This is a genomic window from Terrirhizobium terrae (genome assembly GCF_030323265.1).
Classification (GTDB): Bacteria; Pseudomonadota; Alphaproteobacteria; order Rhizobiales; family Rhizobiaceae; genus Neorhizobium.
The window spans coordinates 2627479-2651501 of sequence record NZ_CP104992.1 but is presented as its reverse complement, the minus strand read 5'-3'; the positions used below and the strand labels follow the sequence as shown (position 1 = coordinate 2651501).

The following is a 24023-nucleotide window of genomic DNA, read 5'->3' as shown; positions in this document are numbered from 1 at the left end:
CTGCAATGCAGCTTAAGTTCGAAATTGCGCATTTAAGCGAGTGAACGAGGAAGCTTTTCATGGTCTTACCCCAGTCCGCCCGTCTGCACCGCATGCTCGGCTATATCGGATGGCCGCTTGCCCTTCTGTTTCTCTGGGACCTGGCCGTCACGCTGGCCTATGTCTACCTTCCCCATCCCTGGCTCAACCTGCCCGTCCTGCCGATGAGCCTGCTTGGCTCAGCTCTCGCGCTGTTTCTCGGTTTCCGCAACAACAATGCCTATAACCGCTGGTGGGAGGCCCGCACGCTGTGGGGCGCAATGGTGAATGCCTCACGCTCATTTGCCCGCGAGGTCTATTCGCTGATCGACGATCGGCCGGAGAGCCGTCACCTGCGCCGCACGCTGGTAACCCGCCAGATCGCCTATGTGCATGCCCTGCGCTGCCATCTGCGCAGTCAGAAATCCTGCGAAGAGATCGATGAATTTCTGCCCGAGGACGAGGCGGAGAAGGTGCGCGGCTTCAACAACACGCCGAACGCCATCCTGAACGGCAGCGCCGCGATGCTGGCCGACGCGGAGAGCAAAGGCTGGATCGACAGCTATCGCCGCATCCAGATCGAAAGCCTGCTCGTCGACATGAGCAATGCCCAGGGCGGCATGGAGCGGATCAAGAACACGCCGCTACCGCGCGAATATGCCTATTACCCGACGCTGTTCGTGCATGCCTTCTGTATCCTGCTGCCGATCGGGCTCGTCGATACGCTGACGATCTTCACGCCGCTCGCCTCCACCGTGGTCGGCTTCATGCTGCTTGCCATGGACCGGATCGGCGCCGACCTGCAGGATCCGTTCGCCAACCGTGCCCATGACGTGCCGCTGTCCTCGATCTGCCGGACAATCCAGATCGATCTCGAACAGCTGATCGGCAAGCCCAAGCCGGCAACGCCGCTCAAGCCTGTCGGGAATGTGCTGTGGTAGTCTGACGACGGCCAAAACGCCCGGCATGGTGCCGGGCGCGCCGGCGCCGGTCAGCCTTCAGTCCTCATCACTTTCCAAATCCTCTTCTTCAAAGAGGTGGATGTTGAACAGATCGAGCGCCTGAGGGTCTTTCAACACGATGCCGCCGAGCAATTTTTCCTTCATGGCCGCAAAGCTCGGCTGCTCGCAGACGAGTTCCCATGGGTCGTCATGGTTCCAGACGTAGCAATGGCCATAGCGCTCTCCGGGGCCGACATACAGGAGCAGAAGATTGCTCACATATTGGGGTTCCGCGATCGGAATGAGGTGATCGAGAGACAGGCCAAAGCCATCAACGACGATTTGATCAGGACCTGCCACACCCGGGTTGCGAACGAAATTCATGAAGTCGTCGCGCATCCTTACCTGTTGCGAAGGGTTGGCGAATTTCAGAACCGCGTCCTCATGTGGCAAGCGCACGAACAGCCTGCACTCGCCCTTGTCCTTCAAGAAGTTCGTGTAGTCCTCAGGGTATGCGATGACCAAGGAGTGTTCGACCTCGGCGATCGCGGCTTCATCGGCCGGTGAGGTAGCAGTGCTCCAGCGCCATGTGGAGCGCCCGGCTTTCTGGTCTGCAAGACGATGTTTCGCATAGGCCTTGAAGCTGTCGCGTGAAGTTATCTCCTTGAAATAGCTGTCACCCGCAATGCGATATATCGCGTCATAAGCATCCACTTCACGCTCGGTGAAGTGATTGCAGATGATCCAGGCTTCGAGCCATTGACGATAACGTGTCGCCGAAGCTTCCTTGCGACCGTGATCGCGACGAGCGCGGCTGCAGGATTGCAGTTTGGGCCTTCGAAAAGATATTCCCGCCCCAGAAGTTCGAAGAGTTCGCCCTCGATATTGCTCGAATAGACGGACCAGATGTAACCGGCGTGCCCCTCTGCCTGACAACGCCGCCACGCTGCGCAAGCCTGTTCTGCAAGCTCGAGCGAATCCGGCCGTTCCATCGCACTTGCGTATCGAGCCTCCAGCCACTTTGCCAATGGCTGTTCCTGAGCCGGCGTGCCTATGAAGGCGGCATTGCGTTCCGCCTGCACGTCAAGAGGGTCGGCAAATGCCGACATCAGCGCCTCATCGATTGTCTGCTGCCATTCCGGCTTCGGGGTGAAATCGCCATTAAGATCCCGGAGCGTGTGCCTCGTGTGATGGGTCTCTATATAGCCCTGCCGGCGCAGCGCTTCGGCTTCTCGTCGAAACGCGGTGATGCCTTCGTTTTCATCATCGATTTCGATCCGCAGGAACTCGCCCGGCAGGTTGTCTTTCGTTTTATCATAAGTGGCCCAATCAAAGCCGAGATAGTCGACCTCCCGCAGATAGGAGCCGATCAGCACATCGCCGTCGACCGCGAGAAAAAGCATGCGGTCATCGTCACCCGGCGCCTTGTGAAAGAATTTCGCAAAATTCATGGGATCCTGCTTGAAAACTAACCGGCCCAACGCCGGAAGATAAAAGGCTGAAAATATCACTCGCTTCGGATCTAGAGGACGACCGCCGGATTGCAACGAAGCTTGTAGAAATGAGGATGATATAGCGCGATTGCCTTGGCGAGCGGTCGGTCTCTATCGCCCCTCCCCTGCCGGTTGCTCACGACGGAAAAACGCCCGGCGGATGACCGGGCGTTTTCGTTTTGAACCAACAGTTCAGGCTGCGGCGGTGGCGAAATCCGTCGAGACGGAGATGCTGCGCAAACTTTCCAGAATTGCCGTGTCGGAAGCGATCTTGGCTTCGATGGCGGCGACCGTGTCGCTGCCGAGCGGCAGGCGGACCGGCGGGTTTTCCATGTCGACGAAATCGATCACCACCGAGGCGAGCTTCTCGGGATTGCCCGGCTGGTTGCGGCTGATCATCTTTGCATGTTCACGCACCGCGCCGGAGGTTGCCGCATAGTCGTCGATCACGACCGGGCTGATTGTGAGCGAATTGCCCTCCAGGAAATCGGTGCGGGTATAGCCAGGTTCTACAGCGGTCGCATAGATGCCGAGCGGGGCGAGTTCATCGGCCAGCGCCTCGGTCAGGCCTTCGACGGCAAATTTTGTCGCGCAATAGACGCCGAAGCCTGCCGCGCTGCGATATCCGCCGATCGACGAGAAATTCAGGATATGGCCGGAACGCTGGCGGCGCATGTGGGGCAGCACGGCGCGGGTGACCGAAAGAAGACCCAGGACATTGGTGCGGAAAATCGCTTCCACTTCCTGCGCACTTGCTTCTTCGACGGCGCCGAGCAGGCCGAAGCCGGCATTGTTCACGAGCACGTCGATGCGGCCGAAGAGGGTGACGGCGGCTCTTGCGGCCTCATGGGCCTGGGCCTCGTCATTGACATCAAGTGCGACGGGAAGAAGATTGGAATGTTCGCCGAAGCGTTCGGTGACCGTCTTCGGATTGCGGGCAGTGGCAACGACATTGTCGCCCTTTGCCAATGCCTTTTCGGCGATGAGAGCACCAAGACCGCGGGATGCTCCGGTGATGAACCATGTACGCATGAGAACCTCCTATTTGTCTTCTAAGACGTTGGAGCCGTCGACCACCGGCGGCTTGAGGAGAGTTTTACGCCGTGAACGTTCCTGAGATAATCGACTCGATTCTCCTCGGCTTAGTGAATACAGTTCACCAATGCGGATCATTGCTCCCTCCGACCTGACACCCTTTCTGGCGCTTGCCCGGCACAAGAGTTTTCGACGCGCGGCGGATGAGCTGGGATGCACGCCGTCCGCACTCAGCCATGCGATGAAGGCGCTGGAGGAGCGGATGGACCTGCGTCTGTTCAACCGCACGACCCGCAGCGTGGCGCTGACCGAGGCCGGGGAGCGGCTGCTTGCCCGCGTGGCGCCGGCCTTTCGCGACATCGAGGACGCGCTCGACGACCTCAACAACTTTCGCGGCACGCCGGTCGGGCGATTGAGGATCAACGCATCGCGTCCTTCGGCGCGCATGGTGCTTCTGCCGCTCGTCGCCCGATTTCTGGAAACACATCCGCGCATCGCCATCGAGATCGTCATAAATAACGATCTTGTCGATATGGTCTCCGAGGGTTCGACGCCGGCGTGCGCTTCGGCGAAGTGATCGCGCAGGACATGATCGCCGTGCCGATCGGGCCGAGGCAGAGGACGGCAATCGTTGCCACGCCGGACTTCTTCCAGAAGCATCCGAAGCCCACGGCCCCCGAGCAGCTGAAATCGCTGCCCTGTATCGGCTTCCGCTTCGGCACCGGCCGGCTCTATGCCTGGGAATTCGAGCGCGGCGGCGTGGAGCTTTCGGTCGAGGTGGAAGGCGCCCTGGTTCTCGATGATCAGGACATGATGGTGGATGCGGCGCTGCTTGGCGGCGGCATCGCCTTTACCTTCGAGGATCAGGTGAAGGATCTTGTAGCACAGGGCAAGCTGGTGCGTGTGCTAGAGGACTGGTGCCCTTTTACTCGGGCTTCTATCTCTACTATCCAAGCCGCCGCCAGATGCCCGCTGCGCTGCGGGCATTCGTGGACTTCGTCAGGGCTGGTTGATGGCGAAGAATTCCCCTTTCGGCCTGCACAGCATTGATAGGCACCGGGTGTTCCTCTTCTGAAATGGAAGACAAAATGACAGAGACATCAACATTCAGGGATAGGTGTGAGCCTTTTGGCAAAGTCGAAAACATACCCTATCGAGACAGTTTTTCGCCGGAGGAATTTCAGCGGATCAAGGCCGGCTTCGAACCGAAAGCCATGGAAGACAAGTGGATGATCTATTTCGAAGATGGCTCACTCTTCCTTCATCGAAGTTGGACCGGGCTTGGTGTCTATCGAGTGAATTTTGAAGAAAGCGACGGCGGCGCCAGGGTGCGCGATGCTTTCTGCAGCCGTGATGTCCTGCAAAACCGGGAGGCGAACTATCAAGCAAAAATGCTCGATTTCCTCGTCTCCAACCTGCTTCTCAAGAAGTCGAAGCCTTTCCCTCTTCCAGAGAACGTCTCGGAGCCTGCGCCGGGTGTATTCCAGCATCACGTTGCGGGTACCGGCTATCCGCAGGTCATCGTACGAAAACGGCCCTGGTGGAAATTCTGGGCTTGATGTGAGAATTCAGTCGAATGGCGCGCGGGCTTTAAACCAGCTATCGTCGCTCGTGCCCGGTCACCCCCGCCTTGAGGATCAACGATGCCATCTTACGAACTGCTGATCGCATTCTTCGTAACGACCGCGATATTCGCCTACATTCCCGGTCCGGCCATGCTTTACGCAGCAGCACAGACCATGGCACGCGGGCGGCGGGGCGGACTGATGGCGACGCTCGGCATCCATCTCGGCTGCTACGTGCATGTCATCGCCGCAGCGGCCGGTCTTTCGGTCCTCTTTCACGCGGTTCCGCTCGCCTATTCCGCCGTCAAGCTGATCGGCGCCGCCTATCTGATCTGGCTCGGGATTTCGCTGTTCAGGGCGCGCGCGAGCGGTGATACCACCCTGCCCGCGATGGCGCAGAAATCGGCACGGCGGGCATTTCTGGAAAGCGTGACCGTGGAAGTGCTCAATCCGAAGACGGCGATCTTCTTCATGGCCTTCCTGCCACAATTCGTCGATGCCTCGGCAAACTTTCCGGTCTGGCTGCAATTCCTGATCCTAGGCGCGATCGTGAACCTGATCTTTTCCTCGGCGGATCTGGTTTGCGTGCTTCTGGCAGGCGCGATCCTTTGCCGCCTGAAAAAGTCCGGGACGGCGCAACGGATGATGCAACGCGCCGGCGGAACCATCCTGATCGGGCTTGGTGCGCATCTGGCGCTACAACGCAGCTAAGACCCGCTGAACATAAAACGGCCGGAACCCGCAGGCCCCAGCCGTTTTGAAGTATGCACCGGAAGGCCGCCTGACGCAGCTTTCCGTGTGGCAGTGCCTGACTCAGACCACCGTGACCGGAACTTCGGTCGAGGTGCGCATGGCGTGGCTGTAGGGGCATACGATATGCGCCTTGGCGACCAGATCTTCGGCCTGGGCCTTGTCCATACCGGGAATGTCGACCGCGAGAGAGACTTCAATGCCGAAGCCGGTGCCGTCTTCGCGCGGGCCGATGCCGACGGTGGCGGTGACCTTGGCGTCTTCCGGGATCTTGACCTTTTCCTTGGCCGCGACGGCCTTCAGCGCGCCGAGGAAGCAGGCGGAATAACCGACCGAGAAAAGCTGTTCCGGGTTGGTGCCCGTCGCGCCGTCACCGCCGAGTTCCTTCGGAACCGTCAGCGTCACGTCGAGAACGCCGTTTTCAGAAGCGCCATGGCCTGCACGGCCGCCGGTAGCGGAACCCTTGGTAGTATAGAGAATAGGCATGCTCAAACTCCTTCTTCGTTAATTTGCGCGCAATTCAATTGCGTGCAATAGATTTATGCGCATTGATTTCCGCCGTCAAGCCTGCGAGAATGAATTATGGAAAAGATAGAGCACAGTTCGGTGACGACAGGGGGCCGAGCCCGAAAAAATCGCCCGCCAGTTTGGATCCCGGCATGCCAGCAGGACTGGATGCGATGCTGTGCTTTGCCATCTACGGTGCGGCCCACGCCTTCACCCGCGCTTACAAGCCATTGCTCGAACCGCTTGGCCTCACCTATCCGCAATATCTCGTCATGATCACGCTCTGGGCGGAAGACGGACAAAAGGTGAAGACGCTGGGCGATCGGCTGGGGCTCGATTCCGGCACGCTGTCTCCTCTCCTCAAGCGGCTCGAACAATCCGGCCTGGTGATGCGCAAGCGCGATCCGGAGGACGAGCGGCAGGTGAAGATCACACTGACGCCAGAAGGGCTGGCGTTGAAGGACAAGTCCGACAGCGTGATGGGAGCAATCATGAAGGCCACCGGTTGCAATCTCGAAGAGGCCTCAGCCTTGCGCGAAGCACTGGTGGGATTGAAGACAAGGCTGGACGGGGCGGAGGAGTAAGTTTCCGCCCGAAAGGAAAAGGCCGCGAATGATCGCGGCCTTTGTACCTTCATCAAGAAGCAGCTTGCCGCTTTGCGGCAATGCTTCTCCTTACTGCCAGACTACAACACGGGCCTTGTTCGGCACCCGTTCATACAGGTCGATGATGTCCTGGTTCATCAGGCGCACGCAGCCGGACGATACGGCCTTGCCGATGGAGTTCCATTCCGGCGAGCCGTGCAGGCGGTAGAGCGTGTCTTGGCCGTTCTGGAAGATATAAAGCGCGCGGGCACCGAGCGGGTTGGTGAGGCCCGGCGGCATGCCGCCATTGGCGGCCGAATATTTGACCAGTTCCGGCTGACGGGCGACCATCTCGTTCGGCGGGGTCCATTTCGGCCATTTCTGGCGCCACTGGATGACACCCTCGCCGCTCCAGGCAAAACCTTCGCGGCCGATGCCGACGCCGTAACGCATCGCGGAGCCGCCGGGCTCGACCAGATAGAGGAAGCGCGACGGCGTATCGACGACGATCGTACCGGGACGCTCGCCCGTCGGGTCGACCACTCGCTGACGATAATAGCGCGGATTGATCTTCTGATAAGGAACGGCCGGGATAACGTAACCGCCATCGACCACGGTGCCGTACATCTGCGCCGCTTCGGAATCGGCACCGCCCATCATGGCGGATCCCGGCAGGCCGGTATCGTTGCGGTAGGAAATCACCGTGCCGCCGGAGCCGGGCGTGGTGGAGGCACAGCCGGCAAGCGCCGACGCGGTGCCTACGCCGAGGGCTGACAGGAAGCCGCGGCGGGAGAGGGAATTGTCGAAGATCATGTCAGGAAGAACCATTCGAGAGGGACACGTTGACGCAAAGCTTAATCGAACGATGTCGAAGACGAAAGGTTCCCGTCGACTAGGCTTACCCCTGAACAGATAGGGCTGCGGTAAATCCGCAACTATCACAAATGCGGCACGGCCGCTCACGGAGACGGGAGCGGCACGTGGAAACTCAATGATCGAAGGGAGTTCCGAGGCGACAGGGCCGACCTCGGAGCCGTTTACATGACGACGATCGGGGTACCGTTCGGCACTCGATCGAAGAGGTCGATGACATCCTGGTTCAGCATGCGCACGCAGCCCGACGAGGTCGCCTTGCCGACGGATTGCCAGTCAGGCGTGCCGTGCACCCGGTAAAGCGTGTCCTTGCCATCCTTGTAGATGTAGAGCGCGCGGGCACCGAGCGGATTGTTGAGGCCGGGCGTTGCACCGCCTTCGGCAGCAGCGAACTGGCGCAGATCCGGCTGGCGGTCCACCATGTCCTGCGGCGGCGTCCAGCGTGGCCATTTCGCCTTGCGCTGGATGATGCCGCGGCCCGACCAGGCAAAGCCGTCCTTGCCGAGTCCGACGCCATAGCGCATGGCCTTGCCGTTCGGCTGTACGAAATAGAGGTAATGGGCGCGGGTATCGACGACGATCGTGCCGGGCGCCTCGGTGGTGCGATAATCCACCTCGGCACGCAGGAAGCGCCGGTCGACGCGAGACAGCGGAATGGCCGGCAGCGTGTGGCCGTCGTCGCGCATGACGTCATACATCGTTCGATGCACCGGGTTCGTGACCGGCAAACCGTAGGTCTGGTGGAAGTCCGATGGGTAGAGCTGACGCCGATGCGGGATACCGCCGGGCATGGGCGGCGGCTGGTTGGTCGGTGGATCCCGATATTCCGGGACGGAAAAGACAGGCGCCGTCTCCTGCACGAAGACGTCCGGGTTCATGCGGCTCGTATCGGTGACGAAGAGCGGCTGGCAGCCGGCAAGCGCAGTCGTGGCGACGAGGATGGCGGCAAGGCCCGCGGCACGGCGGAGCGGTAAGGCGTTATTCAGCATGGAAACCCACTTCGGCAGAGATTCTCTTTCTGCAATGTGGCAGTCCGCGCTGGCGCGAAGCTGGTGGAGAGGGCACGCGCCTGACAACCTTTTCGAGAGGCCCAGCGGCACCTTGCAACCCCGTCGCGATACCCGGTCTTCCGGTGAAAATTATGATGAACGAAAGGCTACTGAGCGTGTATTACTTTATCTAAAATTAGCAATTTGCACGTCATAGCTGCGTCCGGGACACTATGCTTAACGGACGGGGTTATGACCGAGACTACTATCAAGAGACCGCTTTGGGTCACGATTACCGGCTGCGGGTTTGCAGCCGTCATGTTTGCCAGTGCAGCCGTCGGTGGCCTTGCCTGGTATGCGCAGAATGCGATGGGTAATGACGCGCTGACCCGCAAGGCGGACAGCGATCTCAAGCTTATTCAGAACGACATGGCCGCCATTCAGCGCTCCGCTTCGGCGATCGCTGCCCAAGCTGCGGCAGATGCCGACATGGCTGCGCTGATCACGTCCAGGGACCGCCAGGAAATATTGCAGAAATACTCTGCCGGCGCAGAATTCGTGAAGAGCCAGGGCGGCCTTTCGCTCATTACCTTCGTCAGCAGCGACGGCAAGGTCGTCGCGCGGACCCATAATCCGGATGCTTTCGACGACGAAATCCGCGGACGCCGCAAGACCATCGACCAGGCCATGAAAACCGGTCAGATCACCTCCGGCCTCGAACAGGGCAACAATGGCGACATCAGCATGTATGCGGTCGCCCCGGTCATGGTGGATGGCAAGGTCATCGGTGCGGTAGATGTCGGCACCCGACTGGCCGATGCCTATTTCGACCCGCTGGCCGAAAAGCTCGGCAGCGAAATCGCCGTCGACGTCATGGTCAACGGCAAGCTGACCACCCAGACCTCGACCCAGAACGACAAGCCGCTTGTCGCAGAGCAGAGCCTGAAAGACGGGTTCGACGGCAAGAAAGTCTTCGATCGCATCGAAATCAACGGTCGCCAACTCGTCGTGAAGGTCATTCCGTTCAACAATTTCGCCGGTGAGAAGATCGGCGTGTTCGAGATCGGCGCCGACGCGACCCATATCGTCGCGGCCAACACCTCGGCACTGATCAACACGGTCATCGGCACCCTGATTGCTGCGGCGATCTGCCTTGCCGGCTTCCTCGTGTTCGCACGTTCGCTCGGCAACACGATCGGCGGACTGACCCGTACGATGGGACGTTTGGCCTCCGGTGATCTGACCGCGAAGATCGACGGCGAGAGCCGTGCAGACGAACTCGGCGCGATGGCCAAGGCTGTGCAGGTGTTCAAGGACAATGCGCTGAAGACGCAGGCACTGGAGCGCCAGGCCGAGGAACAGCGCAGCCAGACAGAAGAACAGCGCCGCCACAATGCGGAGCAGGACCGCATTCGCGCCGAAGCCATGGCCGAGGCGACCAATGGTCTGGCTACCGGCCTCAAGCATCTGTCGTCGGGCAATCTGACCTTCCAGCTCGACCGGCCCTTCGCCGCAGATTTCGAGAGCCTTCGCTCCGATTTCAACGCCGCCATCGAACAACTGCGCGGCACGCTCGGATCCGTCGCGCAGGCGACCAGCTCGATCGACAGCGGTTCGCGGGAAATCAGCCAGAGCGCCGACGACCTTTCCAAGCGTACCGAACAGCAGGCGGCCTCGCTCGAGGAAACCGCAGCCGCCCTGGACGAAATCACCACCAACGTGGCGAATTCTTCCAAGCGTGCCGACGAAGCGCGTACGGTGGCGATCCAGGCAAACGAAAGCGCCCGCCATTCCGGCGCCGTTGTTGCCAATGCGGTCGATGCCATGGGTCGCATCGAACAGTCTTCCGGCCAGATCTCCAACATCATCGGCGTCATCGATGACATCGCGTTCCAGACCAACCTTCTCGCTCTGAACGCCGGCGTCGAAGCCGCGCGTGCAGGCGAAGCCGGCAAGGGCTTTGCGGTCGTCGCACAGGAAGTTCGTGAACTTGCTCAGCGTTCGGCACAGGCCGCCAAGGAAATCAAGGACCTGATCGGCAAGTCCTCGATCGAAGTCGAAACAGGCGTCAAGCTGGTAAGCGATACCGGTGAGGCATTGAAGACGATCGAGGGCTATATCGTCACGATCAACCAGCACATGGATTCGATCGCGACTTCCGCCCGCGAGCAGTCCGTAGGTCTTGCCGAGGTCAATACCGCGGTCAACCAGATGGACCAGGTGACCCAGCAGAACGCAGCCATGGTTGAAGAGGCAAATGCCGCAGGCGCGACGCTTGCCACCGAAGCTGCTCGCCTGCGCGACCTTGTCTCGCAGTTCCAGCTGAATGGCGGAACATCACAGCAGGCGACATCTTACCAGATGCCTGCTCGCCAGTCGGCAGCGCTGCGCCAGACGGCTTCCGTCATGGCCGCATCGCCGGCTTCCCAGCCGCGCCAGTCGCCGGCTCGCGGCATGGTCGGCAAGATCGCTCAGGCTTTCGGTGGCGGCCGGACTGCGGCAGCGGCCTCTCCGTCGGCTGCAGCGGATAACTGGGAAGAGTTCTGATCAAGCAGATCTGCCAGTAAGACTGTGATACGAAAGGCGGAAGTGCTTCAGGCGCTTCCGCCTTTTTCCTGGCCACCTCCGCAGGTTCAGGGCGCGCAGCCGCCTTCCGCATCGTGGCCGGCGAGCGAAAGCCCGGGCGGAAACTCGCCGGCGATATCTGCCAGCGTCACGCCTGCGAACCGCCTTAGCAGCAGCTGCTCCGCTTCGGCAAAAACATCCTTCAGCGTTGCATTGACCGCCTGCTCGATAGGACAGCCCGGCATGTCATAGGCGGGACCCACGGCAAAGACGGAGGGTTCGCCGACAGCACGGTAGACATCCAGCAAGGTCAGGTCGGCAAGCGGCCGCGCAAGCGTCCAGCCACCGCCATGGCCCTTTTCCGAACGCACGTAACCCTTGTCGCGCAGGCCCGCCATCGTCCTGCGGATGACGACCGGATTGGTATCCAGCATGGCGGCGATCATGTCCGATGTCATGGCGCCCTCGTGCCTGCCCATATGGATCAGGACATGCAGCATTCGCGAAAGCCGACTATCCTGACGCATCTCCATCCCCTTTCCATCCGGAAATCGCGGCCACCCGGCCCGATGGCCATCGCTTAGCATGGCGATCGACACTCGTCACAACAAAAGTTGCGTGACCGTTGACATGGCAATATCACGTAACTTATCTTGTTTCGAGAAAAGGAGCCTCTCATGACAGATCCCATCCATGACGTCATTATCATCGGCGGCAGCTATGCCGGCCTGTCGGCCGCCTTGCAGCTCGGGCGCGCCAGACGCGACGTGCTGATCATCGACGAAGGCAAGCGCCGCAACCGTTTTGCAGACAGCTCACACGGGTTCCTGACGCAGGATGGCGCCGATCCGGCGGCGATTGCAGCCGATGCCCGATCTCAGGTTATGGAGTATCCGACCGTCCAGTGGATTTCCGGTCGGGCCGAAAGTGCCGCGCGGATCGCGGCAACCGATCGTTCGGACGCGGGCTTCGAGGTCAGCGCAGCCGGCGGGTCGCATCGGGCGCGGCGGCTTCTGCTGGCGACCGGCATCAGGGATATCCTGCCAAAGGTGGAAGGGCTGGAGGAGCGCTGGGGCAAGGCCGTATTCCATTGCCCCTATTGCCATGGCTACGAGCTGGAACAGGGGCGGATCGGCGTCATCGCCACCTCCCGCTTTCGACACATCAAGCGCTGATGCTGCCGGACTGGGGGCCGACGACATTGCTGGTCAACGGCACTTTCGAGCCGGATGAGGAACAACTGGCCAGCCTCGCGCTGCGCGGCGTAAGCGTCGAACGCAGCCCGATCGAGGCGATTACCGGACATGCGGACATTCGTCTTGCCGACGGCCGTATGCTTACGTTTGCCGGCCTGTTCACGGCGGCGAATTTCGAGATGGCAAGCCCAATCGCCGAACAGCTCGGCCTGGATTTCGAAGAGGGCATGTTCGGCTCGGTCATCAAGACCGATCCGATGAAGGAAACGAGCATGCCGGGCGTATTCGCCTGCGGCGACGCCGCAAGGCTGATGGCATCGGTGGCGCTTGCCGTCGGTGACGGCAATATTGCCGGTGCCGGCGTTCACCGGTCGCTGATATTCGGCACGATCTGACCCATTTGGGGCGGGAGCGTTCAGGCGCTCCTGCCACCATCCCTTGCCGCGATGCGTGCGGCGTCCTTTTCCTTGCGCCAGGCAAGAAGCGACTTGAACAGCGGGCCGCAGGTTGCGCCGAGCATGGCGCCGCCGACCGTCCAGCCAAGCGCGCCGCCGCCGATCACCTCCTCGAAGACGTAGGCGGTGGCAATGCAGCCCGCCAGTGCCAGAAGCCCCTCCAGATCCAGCCCGATGCCGTCATCAAAACCCTCCCGATCACCTCCATGGCGGAGGCGCAGAGGCAAGTAGATCAGTTTTCGTCGGCGGCAAGGCCGACAGCCCCATCGCGCATCTCGATCATCGCCGTAAGGGTTTCCAGGCGATCGGCATCACGGGGAAGCTTGTCCTGCCGCAGACGCGCGATACGGGGAAAACGCATCGCGACGCCCGACTTGTGACGCGTCGAGCGGGCGATGCCTTCGAAGGCGACTTCCAGCACGAAGCCGAAATCGGGTGTCGCCTTGACGGCCCTCACCGGCCCGAAACGATCGATCGTGTTGTCGCGGACGAACTTGTCGAGCACTTCCAGTTCGGCATCGGTGAAGCCGAAATAGGCCTTGCCGACCGGCACGAGCTGGTCCTTGCCATCCTCGCCGACCGTCCACACGCCGAAGGTGAAGTCGGAATAGTAGCTCGACCGCTTGCCGTGGCCGCGCTGGGCATAGAGCATGACGGCATCGATATTGTAGGGATCGCGCTTCCACTTGAACCACGGACCTTTCAGGCGACCGGCCTGATACGGGCTGTCCTTCCGCTTGATCATCACGCCTTCGATGACGGGATCGGGCGGGTCGATGCGCAGGCGGTCGAGTTCGGCCCAGTCAGTGAAGGGTACAAGATCGGAGAGATCGAAGCGGTCGTGGGGCGCCTTGTCGATTACCTCGGACAGTCGGTCGCGGCGGGTGAGAAATCCTTCGGCGCGGATATCAGCCTCGCCCTGAAAGAGCAGATCGTAGGCGCGAACGAAAGCGGGGTATTCGTCCATCATCTTGCCCGTCACGGTCTTGCGGTTCAGCCGCTGCTGCAGATCGGAAAAGGTGCGCGTCGGGGCATTCGTCCGCTTCGTGCCGCCGACCAGAAGCTCGCCATCGATGACACCGTCGAAATTGATCGCGTCGACCACATCCGGGAAGGCGCCGGTAATGTCGTCGCCGGAGCGGGAATAGAGCTTTTTCGTGCCGCCATGGCTCGACATCTGCACGCGGATGCCGTCCCATTTCCATTCGGCGGCGTAATCGGCCGGATCGAGCTTTTCGAGATCGCCGTCCTCTACCGGATTGGCGAGCATGACGGAATGGAAGATGGCCGGCGTTGCCAGAACCGGCTTGCCCGCCTTGCCTTCCAGCCAGGCGAAAAGCGGTTCATAGGGCGGCGTCAGGCCATGCCAGAGCGTCTCGATCTCGATGATGTCCTTACCGCTCATATCGGCCAGTGCCTGCTTGGCGAGACGGGCGGAAACGCCGATCCTGAGCGAACCGGTGGCGAGCTTCAGGAAGGCGAAGCGGCCGGAGGGGTCAAGGTGGTCGAGCAGATCACGCACGGCACCACGAACCTCGGTGCGACCGAGCGCGTTCATCCGCTTAACGACGTCGGAGAGGCGCGGCTCTTCGACAAGGTGTTCCTTGGCAGAACCTTCCCAGACCAGCGAGATGGTTTCGGCCAGATCGCCGACATAGTCGTAGGAATAACGGAACAGCACCTCGTCCATCCGCTCCATGACGAGCTCGCGCAGCATGGCCGGCTTGACGCTTTTGAGGTCGAGCGTACCGGCAAGGGCTGCGAGGCCATAGCCGCGATCGGGGTCGGGGGTATTGCGGAAATAGTCGACGAGCAGGGTGAGCTTGCCGTTGCGCGACGGGGTGAGGACGAGGCGGTCGAGGAGAGTTGCAAAGGGTTTCATAGGTGCGCCCCGCCGATATCTGCCGTCGTGCTCTGCCAGCCCCCTCTGGCCTGCCGGCCATCTCCCCCACGAGGGGGAGATCACAAGTGGCGAGCGCCTCGTCCCATAAGGGCTACCATCAAGCCAATGCAGTTCACTTCGACTTTTCATGTCAGCGGCTGGTTTGGGCTGAAGTGGTGCGCCCAGCTGATCTCCCCCTTGTGGGGGAGATGGCCGGCAGGCCAGAGGGGGTGTCTTGATGCGAACGGATGCCCATCAATCCCCCTCATCCTCATAGCCCACCAGATGCAGCGGCCGTGCCGGAATGCCTTTCAGCTCGCACCACCTCACCAGAACCTCCTCCCGCCCATGGGTAACCCAAACCTCCTGCGGGGCAATCTCCTCGATCGTCGAGAGAAGCTCGGGCCAGTCGCAATGGTCGGAGACGACAAGCGGCAGTTCGACGCCGCCCTGTTTGGCGCGTTGGCGCACCATCATCCAGCCGGAAGCAAAGGCGATCAGCGGTTCGTTGAAGCGCCGCGCCCAGCGGTCCTGGAAGGCAGACGGCGGGCCGACAACGACGGCGCCGGCGAATTCAGCCGGCTTGCTCTTCTCGATCGTCGCGGGGCGAATATCGCCCAGCTCGATGCCCTGGGACTGGTAATAGTCGCAGAGCCGCGCCAGCGCGCCATGGATGTAGATCGGCTCGGAATAGCCGTTGTCGCGGATCAGGCGAATGACCCTTTGTGCCTTGCCGAGAGCATAGGCGCCGACGAGATGGCTGCGTTCGGGAAACTGTTCGAGCGAGGTGAACAGCTTGCGGATTTCCGCCTTCGGATCGGGGTGGTGGAAGACCGGCAGGCCGAAGGTCGCCTCGGTGATGAAGACGTCGCAGGCGATCGGCTCAAAAGGCGCGCAGGTGGGGTCGACACCGCGCTTGTAATCACCCGACACGACAATTCTCAGGCCATCCTTCTCGATCAGGATCTGGGCCGAACCGAGGACATGGCCGGCGGGTCTGAACATCACCTTGACGCCGTCGATGACGATCTCCTCGCCCCATCCGGCCGCCTGCTCGGTGCCTGCAAAATCCTCGCCGTAGCGGATCGCCATGATGTCGAGCGTCTGGCGGGTGGCGAGCACGCTGCCATGGCCGGAACGGGCGTGGTCGGAGTGACCATGGGTAATCAGTGCCCGGCCGACGGGACGGACGGGATCGACGTAGAAATTGCCGATGGGGCAGAACAGCCCGGCGGGAGTGGGATGAAGCAGAGCCTCGGGTTTCATCCCCATCAACATAGGCGGGAATGCGGGAGTTTCGAGAGGGACGAAGCGCTTAGGCTGCGGCCGCCTTCTCTTCTTCCTTCGGTGCAGGTACCGGCTGCGCCATCGGCAGGCGGATCGGCTTGAGGCAGAAGGCCGCAACGAGCCCGATCGCGGCGATGCCGGCAGCCGTGACAAACAGCGGCGCGAAGGCGTCGTGATAGATGGCAGCGATGGCCTGACGCGAAGCCTCGGGCAGGCCCGCCAGGATTTTCGGCGTCAGGGCTTCGATATCGGAGAGGCCCGGTATCGATACGCTTTCGCCCCTCAATCCCGTTCCGATGATCGCGCCAAAGAGCGAGATGGCAATCGACGCGCCACCCATGCGCATCAGCGTCACGGCACCGGTCGCAGCGCCGATATCGCTGCGCGGCGCGGAATTCTGCACACCGATGATCGGTGCCTGCTGGCCGATGCCGACGGACATGCCCTGCAGGAACATGATGACAGCGACGACAGCAAGCGAAACGTCATGGCCGATGCGCGAGAAGCAGAACAGCATGACGACGCTCATCGACAGGCCGATGATGGTGAAGGGCTTGTAGCGTCCGGTGATGGAAATCAGGCGGCCGGCCGACAGCGACCCGGTGACGATGCCACCGGTCAGCGCGATGAAGAACAGGCCGGCAAGCGAGGGAGAGAGGCCCGTCGTCGTCTGCAGGAAGAGCGCGTAGTAATTGACGAGACCGATGCCGACTGCGCCCGAGCAAAGCGAGATGATCAGGTAAAGCGAGAAGGTACTGTCGCGGAAGAGTTTCAGCGGGACGATGGGTTCCGGCACCCGGCTTTCGACGAAGACCCAGAGGGCCGCGCAGGCGATGCCGACCGCCAGCATGGCAAGTGATTCAGGTGCCACCAGCGAGCCGAAGATCTGGCGGCTGTCGGCATAGGCGACGAGGCAGGTGATCGTCGCCGCCAGCACGACGGCGCCGACATAATCGATCTTCGGCCGGCGGGTGGGGCGGCGATAGGGCAGCATCATCACGAGGCCGGCGATGACGATGACACCAAGCGGCAGGTTGATGAGAAAGATCGAGCGCCAGCCGAACAGGTCGCTCATCGTGCCGCCGAGCAGCGGGCCGATGCTGCCGGACGCCATGATCATCAGGCTCGAATAGCTCTGGTATTTCGCCCGTTCACGCGGCTCGAAGAGATCGGCATTGATCGAGAAGATCGACACCATGATACCGCCGCCGCCGAGCCCCTGGAAGACGCGGGCGGCAATGAGGCTGTCCATCGACCAGGCGAAACCACAGGCGAGCGAACCGAGCGTGAAGATGACGATGGCGGCCAGCATGACGTATTTGCGGCCAAAGAGATCACCGAGCTTGCCGTAGATCGGCATAACGGCGCTGGTGGCGAGCAGGAAGGCGGAACTGACCCAGCCGAAGCGCTCCATCTGGCCGAATTCGCCGACGATCGTCGGGAGAGCCGTGGAGACGATCTGGTTGTCCAGCGTCGCCATGAACAGCGCGGCCATCAGCAAAGAGAAGACGATAAGCCGCTGCCGGTGGTCGGCAACAAGGGTGGGGCAATATGAGTGGGGGTCATGGCGGATCCAAGCTTCCACCAATTAATGTGCCTTTCGCATATAAATGTCAATCGCACTTTCATGTGAAAGACAAATATCTATTGCGGGCACACTCTACTCTGGTATTCTGCGGCCATGACGAAGCAGACCGCCCAGATAGAACCGCCCTCTTCCGCGGCCGCCGATATTGCCCATATCAGCGACGTTATGGGCCGCATGCGCATGATGATCGGCCGGCGCGTGATCAGCCGTACGGTGATCAACAAGATCGCGCCCAGCCTGGAAATCTCGCATCTCGACGCGCTTGACGCGATGCGGCGGATCGATGGCGAGGTGACGGTCGGCGCGATCGCAGACGCGATGCGGCTCGATCCGTCGCGCGGAAGCCGTCTGGTCGCCGAACTGGTGGCGCAAGGAATTCTTCGCCGCGACGCATCGCAGATCGACGGCCGCCGCTCGATCGTCGTCAGGACGGAACTCGGCGACAAGCTTCTCGCCGAAATTCATGCGACGAAGCGCCGGTTGCTTGCATCGCTGCTTGAGGACTGGCCGGAAGACGAATTGAGCGCGTTTGCGGTTCTGTTCGAGAAATTCGTAGGACGTTTCGAGAGTGCCTATGCAACCGAGAAGGCGCCGCAGCAGCCTACCCTCGCGGACGCCTCCTGAGACCGCTTACCGCGCCGGGCTTTGCCCGTCACGGCCAAGTTCCTTGTCGCGATACATGGCGCGGTCGGCGCTTGCCAGAAGCTCGTCCGGCGCGTCGCCATCGACGGGGAAGAAGGCGACGCCCATGCTGCAGTTTGCGGTAATGTCGCGGCCCTGCAGGGCAATCGGCCGGGTGATCAGGTCTTTCAAGCCGTCGAGGCGGTCAAGTGCTGCGTTGCAGTCACCGGTGTCGTCAAACACGACGGCGAATTCGTCGCCTCCCAGCCGGACGAGAAGATCGCCCGGACGGGCATATCTCGCCATGCGCGCGGCAACCGTTTTCAGCACCTCGTCGCCTGCGGCATGACCGAACGTGTCGTTGATGTCCTTGAAATTATCGAGATCCAGATAGGCAACGGTGAGCCGGCGCGCATCGCGCTTGGCCTGTCGCAGGGCATCGCCGAGCTGGCCCCAGAACAGGGCGCGGTTCGGCAATCCGGTCAGCGCGTCGTGATGGGCCATGTGACGGATGCGGCGCTCGCTCAGGTCGCGTTCGATCGCAATGCCAGCAAGATCGGTCGCCATGGTCATCAGTTCGAGTTCAAGCGCCGTGGGTTCGCGCACCGAGTCAGCATAGAGCGCGAACGTGCCGAGCACCCGTGCCTCCGCACCAATGATCGGCGTCGACCAGCAGCAACGGAAACCGAAAAGCGGCCCAAGCTCGCGAAAATCCTCCCAGAGGGGATCGCTGTTGACGTCCTTGACGATCACCGGCTGGCGGCGCCAAGCGGCAGTGCCGCAGGAGCCGCGGGATGGGCCGACTTCAAGACCATCGATCAGCCTCGCATAGGCTGCCGGAAGACTTGGGGCAGCGATCGAGGTGAGACGCTTGCCGCTCTCATCCGTCAGCATGATCGCGCCCCTGACATCATCAAGCTGGCTTTCTGCGAGTTTGATCAATGCTTCAAGCACGGAGTCGATCGGCCGTCCACGCGCGATCATTTCCAGAAGTCGCGCGTGGCCGTGACGCAGATCCTCCTGCCGCTTGCGCTCGGTGATATCCCGCGAGATCTCTACAACGCCGATGATCTCACCGAGATCGTTGCGCAGCGGCGTCTTGGAGATGGAGAGCCAGAGCGTGCGGCCATTCGTCAGCACGCATTTTTCCTCGTGCTTTTCGACCGGGACGCCGGTCGCCAGGACACGTTTTTCAAGGGAGGACAGGCGGAGCGCAACCCGCTCGTCCACGAAGTCAAAATCGGTCTTGCCGGTCAGTTCAGCGCCGTCACCGGTGCCGGTCGCGCGGCAGACGACCTGGTTGCAGAAGACGTAGCGCCCTTCCCTATCCCTTACCGACACATAGTCGGACAGCTGATCGAGAAGCCCGAGCGCGGGGAGATCGTTCAGCGCCTGGTCAAGGTCCTCGTCGAGACGGGAACCATCCTGGAGAGAGATAATCTGCAATGGATCGCGGAGCGCCTCGGAGGACTGAGCCGTCGCCTTCTTGCGTAGCTTAATCGAAACATCCGAGGCCATAGTCTGCGATGCCAAGCCTGTCATTATTTCCCTCCTCGAAAATGAATACAGTAAACGCTACGGATCAAAGAACGTGCCAGATCTGGATGATGACAAAGTTTTTACCCGCTTGGGCAAACAATATCGACGCAGGTTGGTAACAGAGCCATCCATGAATAACATAGGATTAACAAGCGTCGCGAGGGCTGGATGATTTCGAAACGCGAGTTGCTGGCTGGACTAACGGCGACAGCGTCGTTCGCAGCGCTTCCGTCTCTCGTTAGGGCGCAGTCTCCGGCGATCGGCGGCACGAACCTGCGCGGCGCACTCGATGCCCGCGCCCATGGCGTGACGCCGGAGGGCGGTGCCGCGTCACAGCGCAAGCTCGCGCGCCTGCTGCAGGATGCCGCCCGGCAGAACCTGCCCGTCTTCCTGCCGCCCGGGGACTACCCGGTCTCCAATCTCGACCTGCCCGACGGCTGCCGGATCACAGGTATCGCCCGCGCTTCGCGTCTCGTCTATTCCGGCGAGGGCGCAATGCTACGGGCTGAGGGCGTACGGCGAGTGGAGCTTTCCGATATCGTTATCGACGGCGGCAACCGGCCGCTGACCGGCGATGAACCGGCTCTGGTCCGCCTAAGCGGCGTCTCGGCACTCACGATCGAAAACTGCGCGATCACGAATGCCAGCGGCACTGGGTTGAGCCTCGAGCGCTGCGGCGGACGAGTGGAACGCAACACAATTACGGAAGCCGGTGACTACGGGCTCTATGCGGTGCAAAGCGCGGATCTATCGATCACCGGCAACAGCGTTTCCGACTGCGGCAATGGCGGCATCCTTATCCACCGCTGGGAGAAGGGCAAGGATGGCACGATCGTGACCGGCAACCGGGTCTCACGGATCCGCTCGACCAATGGCGGCACCGGCCAATACGGCAACGCCATCAACCTGTTTCGCGCCGATGACGTGATCGTTTCCGGCAACCACATTTCCGACTCCGCCTTTTCGGCGATCCGGGCCAACAGCGCGTCGAACGTGATGATCGCCGACAATCACTGCACCGCGTCGGGCGAGACCGCGATCTATGCCGAATTCGCCTTCGAGGGCGCGATGATCTCAGGCAATATCGTCGATGAGGCGGCGAACGGCATCTCGGTCGTCAATTTCAACGAGGGCGGGCGGCTTGCGACCGTTGCCGGCAACATGGTGCGCAACCTGCGCCTCGTCGGGCCTTACGTTCTCGACGGTGCGATCTTCGGCGTCGGCATCAGCGTCGAGGCCGATACGGCCGTCACCGGTAACGTCATCGAGAACGCGCCGTTCTGGGGCCTGGCGCTCGGCTTCGGTCCTTATCTGCGCAATGTGACCGCGACGGGCAACATCGTACGGCAGGCCGGCACCGGCTGTGCCGTGTCGGTGGCAGATGGCGCCGGCAGTGCTGTCATCGCCAACAACATTTTCCAGGCGGTGCAGCGCGGCGCCATCATCGGCTATCGCTGGAGCGATGCTTCGACCGGGGACCTTGCTAAGGAGGGGCGGAGCGTTTTGCGCATCTGACGATTGAGGGTAACCGAGTGAGCTAGGTTTCCACGTAGGAGCTATAATCATCAGGATCGATGCCTCTACCTTTATAGTAGATGCGGGCAATGCGCACGACATCCCCTCGAACCTGGAAGGCGATGGTGGCCCTGCGCCGATAGCCGACAAGACGAAGATTTGGCCACAAGTCGTCGCGCAGCATTCCCCGCTGCGGGAATGTCGAAAAACCGAAGCAATAGATCTGGATTTTCCGGACATATTCCCGCGCGCCCTTCAGGCCCATTTCGGGAACGAGATAGATAAACAATTCTTCGAGGTCATCACTTGCGGCAGGCGAGAAGACGACCTTGTAGCTCATCGCTTTTCCTGCTCCGCAAGAAGAACTGCCATCCGGGCATCCAGCCTCCTGTCGACCTCTTCCAGTGTCAGCAGGCTTTCAGGATGCTCCTCGATTTCCTTCATCGTCGGCACCACCTCCTCCACCAGCCATTTCTCGATCGCCGCATCTCGCGCGATCAGCGTGCGCAGGCCGTCGCGGATGACTTCGCTTTCGGAGGCGTATTCGCCCGAGGCGACCTTGGCCTTGACCATCTCGGCCATTTCGATCGGAAGCGTGATGCTGAGGGACTGGGTGGTACGCATGGCGATCTCCTACGGTCATCCGACACGATTAAATCCTATCGAAAACTTTCATGGACGTCCAACGCCCATTGATCTTCCGTTCGTCGCAGAACCGCTTTAGCTTCGCGCGCATATCACGAGGGAGATATTGATGCTGAAAATCTACGGGGTTTATCGTTCGCGTGCGACACGGCCGCTCTGGCTCGTCGAGGAAATCGGCCTGCCGTTCGAGCATGTGCCGATCATGCAGGCCTACCGGCTCGACGAGCCGATGGCGGCTGGAGCCCCGGTCAACACGCTGTCGGCGGAATTCCTGGCGATCAACCCGATGGGCTCGATCCCATCGATGGACGACGACGGTTTCGTGCTGCACGAGTCGCTGGCGATCTGCCTCTATCTCGCCCGCAAATACGGTGGCGATCTGGGGCCGAAGGATGTCGAGGAAGAGGCGCTGATGGTGCAGTGGTCGCTGTTTGCCGCAACAAGCGTCGAGACGCCGGCGCTCAAGATCCAGTCCACCAAGGCTGATACAGTCGAAGGCGAGGCCGAAATCGGGGTTGCCGCCCGTCTGCTGAAACGCCCCTGCGACGTTCTGGAAAAGCACCTGACGACCACCCACTACATGGTCGGCGACCGCTTCACCGCGGCCGATATCAATGTCGCGGAAATCCTGCGCTATGCTCGCGGCCACAACGCCCTGTTCGACAGCCGCCCGGCGTTGAAGGCCTGGTACGAGACCTGCACCAGCCGCCCGGCCTATCGCTCCATGTGGGCCAAGCGCAACGCCGAACCGGCGTGATTGCCCAAGCTTAATCCGGCTGGAGATCTACCAGCTCGCCAGTCAGCCATATGTGAAAGGCCTTCACCTTGGCTGACTGGCGTAGTCCGGAGGGCGTGACGAAATAGTGCCCGAAGCCAGTGGGGGCGCGAATGGAAAAAGGCTCGACCAACTTGCCCTCTTTCAGGGCATAGCCCGCCAAGGTTTGCCAGGCGAGCATCACCCCCTCGCCCGCCATCGTCGCGTCAAGGCAGAGCGATGCCTCGCTGAATACGTGGCGTGCTTGCATCAGCCGGCCCTCAAGACCCGCTGCGTGAAGCCACACATCCCATGAAAACATCGCCGGTCCGTCGATGATGGCCGGCAGCTTCAGCACATCTGCGGGCTCCTTCAGCTCTTTGGCGAGAGCAGGTGTACAAACGGGGAAGACGAGTTGGGGCAGAAGCAACTCGGCATCGACGCCCGGCCATTTTCCCGCGCCGACGCGAATGCCGAGATCGACGCCGTCGGCAACGAAATCCGCCATAGCCGTCGTCGCATCGATCCTCAAACGAATATCGGGATGCAGTGCTGTAAAGCGGTCGAGACGATGGACGAGGAAACGCGCGGCGAAGACCGGGGCGACGGAGATGGTCAGGAGCTTTTCGTCCCGCGGCCGGCCGATCGCGACCGCTTCTGACAGGTTGCGAAATCCCTCGGTCAGCCGCGCAAGCATGGGCCGGGCGCTATCGAGCGGCACCATGCCCTTTGCCAGACGCTGGAAGACGGGATGGCCGAGCTGCGCCTCCGCCTTGATGACCTGCTGGCTGACGGCGCCAATCGATACGCCAAGCTCATCGGCCGCTGCCTGCAGCGAGCCGAGACGAGCCACTGCTTCCAGCGCCCTGAGGCCGTTGAGATGAACCAGGTTCAGATTGCTCATATAGAAAACCTATAACGGCAAACTGAGAATGTCGATTGTCTGGACACCCGCCACCTCCCATATTCACCGTGCAAATGAAACCGGCATTTGTGAGGTGCTAGAGATGAACTCCCTCAAGATTTTCTTCAATTTGCGGACGCGGATTACGGATCTGCTCCTGGCTACGGGTCGTCCCGCCCCGGATGCGTTCGATCATCCGGACATATGCGCCATGGATCTGCGCGAGCTTGCAGACCTTCCCCTGCCCGGCCTGCCCCTGGCAGTAGAGGCAAGCGCCGACCAGCAAGGACCAATGCCGCTCGCGCGCTGCGCCTGAA

At 61.3% G+C, this 24023-nt stretch carries 23 protein-coding genes and 3 pseudogenes; 11 read left to right on the top strand and 15 right to left on the bottom strand.

Annotated elements, in window-relative coordinates; genetic code table 11:
- Positions 1 to 59: 59 nt before the first annotated feature.
- Positions 60 to 959, top strand: coding sequence for a bestrophin family protein (locus N7E02_RS20825; RefSeq protein WP_286579512.1), 900 nt, complete (start codon positions 60 to 62; stop codon positions 957 to 959).
- Positions 960 to 1016: 57 nt separating this feature from the next.
- On the opposite strand, the gene N7E02_RS20820 is transcribed toward N7E02_RS20825, so the two are convergent.
- From N7E02_RS20820 to N7E02_RS20810, 3 genes are all read right to left on the bottom strand, one after another.
- Positions 1017 to 1673 (bottom strand): SMI1/KNR4 family protein, encoded by a 657-nt coding sequence (locus N7E02_RS20820; RefSeq protein ID WP_286579511.1) that lies wholly within the window; start codon positions 1671 to 1673, stop codon positions 1017 to 1019.
- Positions 1616 to 2506 (bottom strand): hypothetical protein, encoded by an 891-nt coding sequence (locus tag N7E02_RS20815; RefSeq protein ID WP_286579510.1) that lies wholly within the window; start codon positions 2504 to 2506, stop codon positions 1616 to 1618. The genes N7E02_RS20820 and N7E02_RS20815 overlap by 58 nt, the downstream gene beginning before the upstream one ends.
- 138 nt (positions 2507 to 2644) lie before the next feature.
- Positions 2645 to 3484, bottom strand: a complete 840-nt coding sequence (locus N7E02_RS20810; RefSeq protein ID WP_286579509.1) for an SDR family NAD(P)-dependent oxidoreductase — start codon at positions 3482 to 3484, stop codon at positions 2645 to 2647.
- Positions 3485 to 3614: 130 nt separating this feature from the next.
- Here N7E02_RS20810 and N7E02_RS20805 point away from each other — a divergent pair.
- The 3 genes and pseudogenes from N7E02_RS20805 to N7E02_RS20795 all read left to right on the top strand — a co-directional run bounded on the left by N7E02_RS20805 (position 3615) and on the right by N7E02_RS20795 (position 5763).
- Positions 3615 to 4537 (top strand): annotated as a pseudogene (locus N7E02_RS20805) (LysR family transcriptional regulator).
- Between the two features lie 38 nt (positions 4538 to 4575).
- Positions 4576 to 5046 carry a hypothetical protein gene (locus N7E02_RS20800; protein ID WP_286579508.1) on the top strand — a complete coding sequence of 157 codons (471 nt, stop codon included), beginning with the start codon at positions 4576 to 4578 and terminating at the stop codon, positions 5044 to 5046.
- An 84-nt stretch (positions 5047 to 5130) separates the two neighbouring features.
- Entirely contained in the window at positions 5131 to 5763 is a 633-nt protein-coding gene (locus N7E02_RS20795) for a LysE family translocator (protein WP_286579507.1), read from the top strand.
- 102 nt (positions 5764 to 5865) lie between these two features.
- Here the strand turns inward: N7E02_RS20795 and N7E02_RS20790 are convergent, their stop codons facing one another.
- On the bottom strand, positions 5866 to 6288 hold the full coding sequence (locus tag N7E02_RS20790; protein WP_092998446.1) for an organic hydroperoxide resistance protein: 423 nt from the start codon (positions 6286 to 6288) through the stop codon (positions 5866 to 5868).
- 173 nt (positions 6289 to 6461) lie between these two features.
- On the opposite strand from N7E02_RS20790, the gene N7E02_RS20785 reads away from it, so the two are divergent.
- Entirely contained in the window at positions 6462 to 6893 is a 432-nt protein-coding gene (locus N7E02_RS20785) for a MarR family winged helix-turn-helix transcriptional regulator (RefSeq protein WP_286579505.1), read from the top strand.
- A 90-nt stretch (positions 6894 to 6983) separates the two neighbouring features.
- Here the strand turns inward: N7E02_RS20785 and N7E02_RS20780 are convergent, their stop codons facing one another.
- Together N7E02_RS20780 and N7E02_RS20775 are read right to left on the bottom strand one after the other, a co-directional pair.
- Positions 6984 to 7706 (bottom strand): L,D-transpeptidase, encoded by a 723-nt coding sequence (locus N7E02_RS20780; RefSeq protein WP_286579504.1) that lies wholly within the window; start codon positions 7704 to 7706, stop codon positions 6984 to 6986.
- 224 nt (positions 7707 to 7930) lie between these two features.
- Positions 7931 to 8755 (bottom strand): L,D-transpeptidase, encoded by an 825-nt coding sequence (locus N7E02_RS20775; RefSeq protein WP_286579503.1) that lies wholly within the window; start codon positions 8753 to 8755, stop codon positions 7931 to 7933.
- Between the two features lie 252 nt (positions 8756 to 9007).
- Here N7E02_RS20775 and N7E02_RS20770 point away from each other — a divergent pair, with 252 nt between their 5' ends.
- A complete protein-coding gene (locus tag N7E02_RS20770; RefSeq protein WP_286579501.1) occupies positions 9008 to 11302 on the top strand; it encodes a methyl-accepting chemotaxis protein in 2295 nt (764 codons plus the stop codon).
- A gap of 86 nt (positions 11303 to 11388) precedes the next feature.
- Here N7E02_RS20770 and N7E02_RS20765 read toward each other — a convergent pair whose 3' ends face one another.
- Positions 11389 to 11847 (bottom strand): Rrf2 family transcriptional regulator, encoded by a 459-nt coding sequence (locus N7E02_RS20765; RefSeq protein ID WP_286579499.1) that lies wholly within the window; start codon positions 11845 to 11847, stop codon positions 11389 to 11391.
- Positions 11848 to 11997: 150 nt separating this feature from the next.
- Here N7E02_RS20765 and N7E02_RS20760 point away from each other — a divergent pair.
- Positions 11998 to 12911 (top strand): annotated as a pseudogene (locus N7E02_RS20760) (NAD(P)/FAD-dependent oxidoreductase).
- 20 nt (positions 12912 to 12931) lie between these two features.
- Here N7E02_RS20760 and N7E02_RS20755 read toward each other — a convergent pair.
- From N7E02_RS20755 to N7E02_RS20740, 4 genes are all read right to left on the bottom strand, one after another.
- On the bottom strand, positions 12932 to 13198 hold the full coding sequence (locus N7E02_RS20755; RefSeq protein ID WP_286579498.1) for a hypothetical protein: 267 nt from the start codon (positions 13196 to 13198) through the stop codon (positions 12932 to 12934).
- A gap of 5 nt (positions 13199 to 13203) precedes the next feature.
- Positions 13204 to 14853, bottom strand: coding sequence for a cisplatin damage response ATP-dependent DNA ligase (locus tag N7E02_RS20750; protein ID WP_286579497.1), 1650 nt, complete (start codon positions 14851 to 14853; stop codon positions 13204 to 13206).
- 255 nt (positions 14854 to 15108) lie between these two features.
- Positions 15109 to 16119, bottom strand: a complete 1011-nt coding sequence (locus tag N7E02_RS20745; RefSeq protein WP_286579496.1) for a ligase-associated DNA damage response exonuclease — start codon at positions 16117 to 16119, stop codon at positions 15109 to 15111.
- 49 nt (positions 16120 to 16168) lie between these two features.
- Complete coding sequence (locus N7E02_RS20740; protein ID WP_286583960.1) at positions 16169 to 17635, bottom strand: MDR family MFS transporter; 1467 nt, start codon at positions 17633 to 17635, stop codon at positions 16169 to 16171.
- Between the two features lie 186 nt (positions 17636 to 17821).
- Between N7E02_RS20740 and N7E02_RS20735 the strand changes: the two genes are divergently transcribed.
- On the top strand, positions 17822 to 18352 hold the full coding sequence (locus tag N7E02_RS20735; protein WP_286579495.1) for a MarR family winged helix-turn-helix transcriptional regulator: 531 nt from the start codon (positions 17822 to 17824) through the stop codon (positions 18350 to 18352).
- Between the two features lie 6 nt (positions 18353 to 18358).
- Here the strand turns inward: N7E02_RS20735 and N7E02_RS20730 are convergent, their stop codons facing one another.
- On the bottom strand, positions 18359 to 19891 hold the full coding sequence (locus N7E02_RS20730) for a diguanylate cyclase domain-containing protein (RefSeq protein WP_286579494.1): 1533 nt from the start codon (positions 19889 to 19891) through the stop codon (positions 18359 to 18361).
- A gap of 165 nt (positions 19892 to 20056) precedes the next feature.
- On the opposite strand from N7E02_RS20730, the pseudogene N7E02_RS20725 reads away from it, so the two are divergent.
- A pseudogene (locus N7E02_RS20725) lies at positions 20057 to 21429 on the top strand (TIGR03808 family TAT-translocated repetitive protein).
- Here the strand turns inward: N7E02_RS20725 and N7E02_RS20720 are convergent.
- Both N7E02_RS20720 and N7E02_RS20715 read right to left on the bottom strand, forming a co-directional pair.
- Positions 21426 to 21743: a type II toxin-antitoxin system RelE/ParE family toxin gene (locus tag N7E02_RS20720; RefSeq protein ID WP_286579493.1), complete on the bottom strand. Its 318-nt coding sequence runs from the start codon at positions 21741 to 21743 to the stop codon at positions 21426 to 21428. The pseudogene N7E02_RS20725 and the gene N7E02_RS20720 overlap by 4 nt on opposite strands.
- Positions 21740 to 22027, bottom strand: coding sequence for a ribbon-helix-helix domain-containing protein (locus N7E02_RS20715; protein WP_286579492.1), 288 nt, complete (start codon positions 22025 to 22027; stop codon positions 21740 to 21742). The genes N7E02_RS20720 and N7E02_RS20715 overlap by 4 nt, the downstream gene beginning before the upstream one ends.
- A 130-nt stretch (positions 22028 to 22157) precedes the next feature.
- Here N7E02_RS20715 and N7E02_RS20710 point away from each other — a divergent pair, with 130 nt between their 5' ends.
- Complete coding sequence (locus N7E02_RS20710; protein WP_286579490.1) at positions 22158 to 22805, top strand: glutathione S-transferase family protein; 648 nt, start codon at positions 22158 to 22160, stop codon at positions 22803 to 22805.
- 10 nt (positions 22806 to 22815) lie between these two features.
- Here N7E02_RS20710 and N7E02_RS20705 read toward each other — a convergent pair whose 3' ends face one another.
- A complete protein-coding gene (locus tag N7E02_RS20705; protein ID WP_286579489.1) occupies positions 22816 to 23706 on the bottom strand; it encodes a LysR substrate-binding domain-containing protein in 891 nt (296 codons plus the stop codon).
- A 28-nt stretch (positions 23707 to 23734) separates the two neighbouring features.
- On the opposite strand from N7E02_RS20705, the gene N7E02_RS20700 reads away from it, so the two are divergent.
- Complete coding sequence (locus N7E02_RS20700; RefSeq protein WP_286579488.1) at positions 23735 to 24022, top strand: hypothetical protein; 288 nt, start codon at positions 23735 to 23737, stop codon at positions 24020 to 24022.
- Position 24023 lies beyond the last annotated feature (1 nt).

Coding starts and splice junctions, on each gene's coding strand:
- N7E02_RS20825 (WP_286579512.1), top strand. CDS start 60: ATGGTCTTACCCCAGTCCGCCCGTCTGCACCGCATGCTCGGCTATATC.
- N7E02_RS20810 (WP_286579509.1), bottom strand. CDS start 3,484: ATGCGTACATGGTTCATCACCGGAGCATCCCGCGGTCTTGGTGCTCTC.
- N7E02_RS20800 (WP_286579508.1), top strand. CDS start 4,576: ATGACAGAGACATCAACATTCAGGGATAGGTGTGAGCCTTTTGGCAAA.
- N7E02_RS20795 (WP_286579507.1), top strand. CDS start 5,131: ATGCCATCTTACGAACTGCTGATCGCATTCTTCGTAACGACCGCGATA.
- N7E02_RS20790 (WP_092998446.1), bottom strand. CDS start 6,288: ATGCCTATTCTCTATACTACCAAGGGTTCCGCTACCGGCGGCCGTGCA.
- N7E02_RS20785 (WP_286579505.1), top strand. CDS start 6,462: ATGCCAGCAGGACTGGATGCGATGCTGTGCTTTGCCATCTACGGTGCG.
- N7E02_RS20780 (WP_286579504.1), bottom strand. CDS start 7,706: ATGATCTTCGACAATTCCCTCTCCCGCCGCGGCTTCCTGTCAGCCCTC.
- N7E02_RS20775 (WP_286579503.1), bottom strand. CDS start 8,755: ATGCTGAATAACGCCTTACCGCTCCGCCGTGCCGCGGGCCTTGCCGCC.
- N7E02_RS20770 (WP_286579501.1), top strand. CDS start 9,008: ATGACCGAGACTACTATCAAGAGACCGCTTTGGGTCACGATTACCGGC.
- N7E02_RS20765 (WP_286579499.1), bottom strand. CDS start 11,847: ATGCGTCAGGATAGTCGGCTTTCGCGAATGCTGCATGTCCTGATCCAT.
- N7E02_RS20750 (WP_286579497.1), bottom strand. CDS start 14,853: ATGAAACCCTTTGCAACTCTCCTCGACCGCCTCGTCCTCACCCCGTCG.
- N7E02_RS20745 (WP_286579496.1), bottom strand. CDS start 16,119: ATGAAACCCGAGGCTCTGCTTCATCCCACTCCCGCCGGGCTGTTCTGC.
- N7E02_RS20740 (WP_286583960.1), bottom strand. CDS start 17,635: ATGGCCGCGCTGTTCATGGCGACGCTGGACAACCAGATCGTCTCCACG.
- N7E02_RS20735 (WP_286579495.1), top strand. CDS start 17,822: ATGACGAAGCAGACCGCCCAGATAGAACCGCCCTCTTCCGCGGCCGCC.
- N7E02_RS20730 (WP_286579494.1), bottom strand. CDS start 19,891: ATGACAGGCTTGGCATCGCAGACTATGGCCTCGGATGTTTCGATTAAG.
- N7E02_RS20720 (WP_286579493.1), bottom strand. CDS start 21,743: ATGAGCTACAAGGTCGTCTTCTCGCCTGCCGCAAGTGATGACCTCGAA.
- N7E02_RS20715 (WP_286579492.1), bottom strand. CDS start 22,027: ATGCGTACCACCCAGTCCCTCAGCATCACGCTTCCGATCGAAATGGCC.
- N7E02_RS20710 (WP_286579490.1), top strand. CDS start 22,158: ATGCTGAAAATCTACGGGGTTTATCGTTCGCGTGCGACACGGCCGCTC.
- N7E02_RS20705 (WP_286579489.1), bottom strand. CDS start 23,706: ATGAGCAATCTGAACCTGGTTCATCTCAACGGCCTCAGGGCGCTGGAA.
- N7E02_RS20700 (WP_286579488.1), top strand. CDS start 23,735: ATGTCGATTGTCTGGACACCCGCCACCTCCCATATTCACCGTGCAAAT.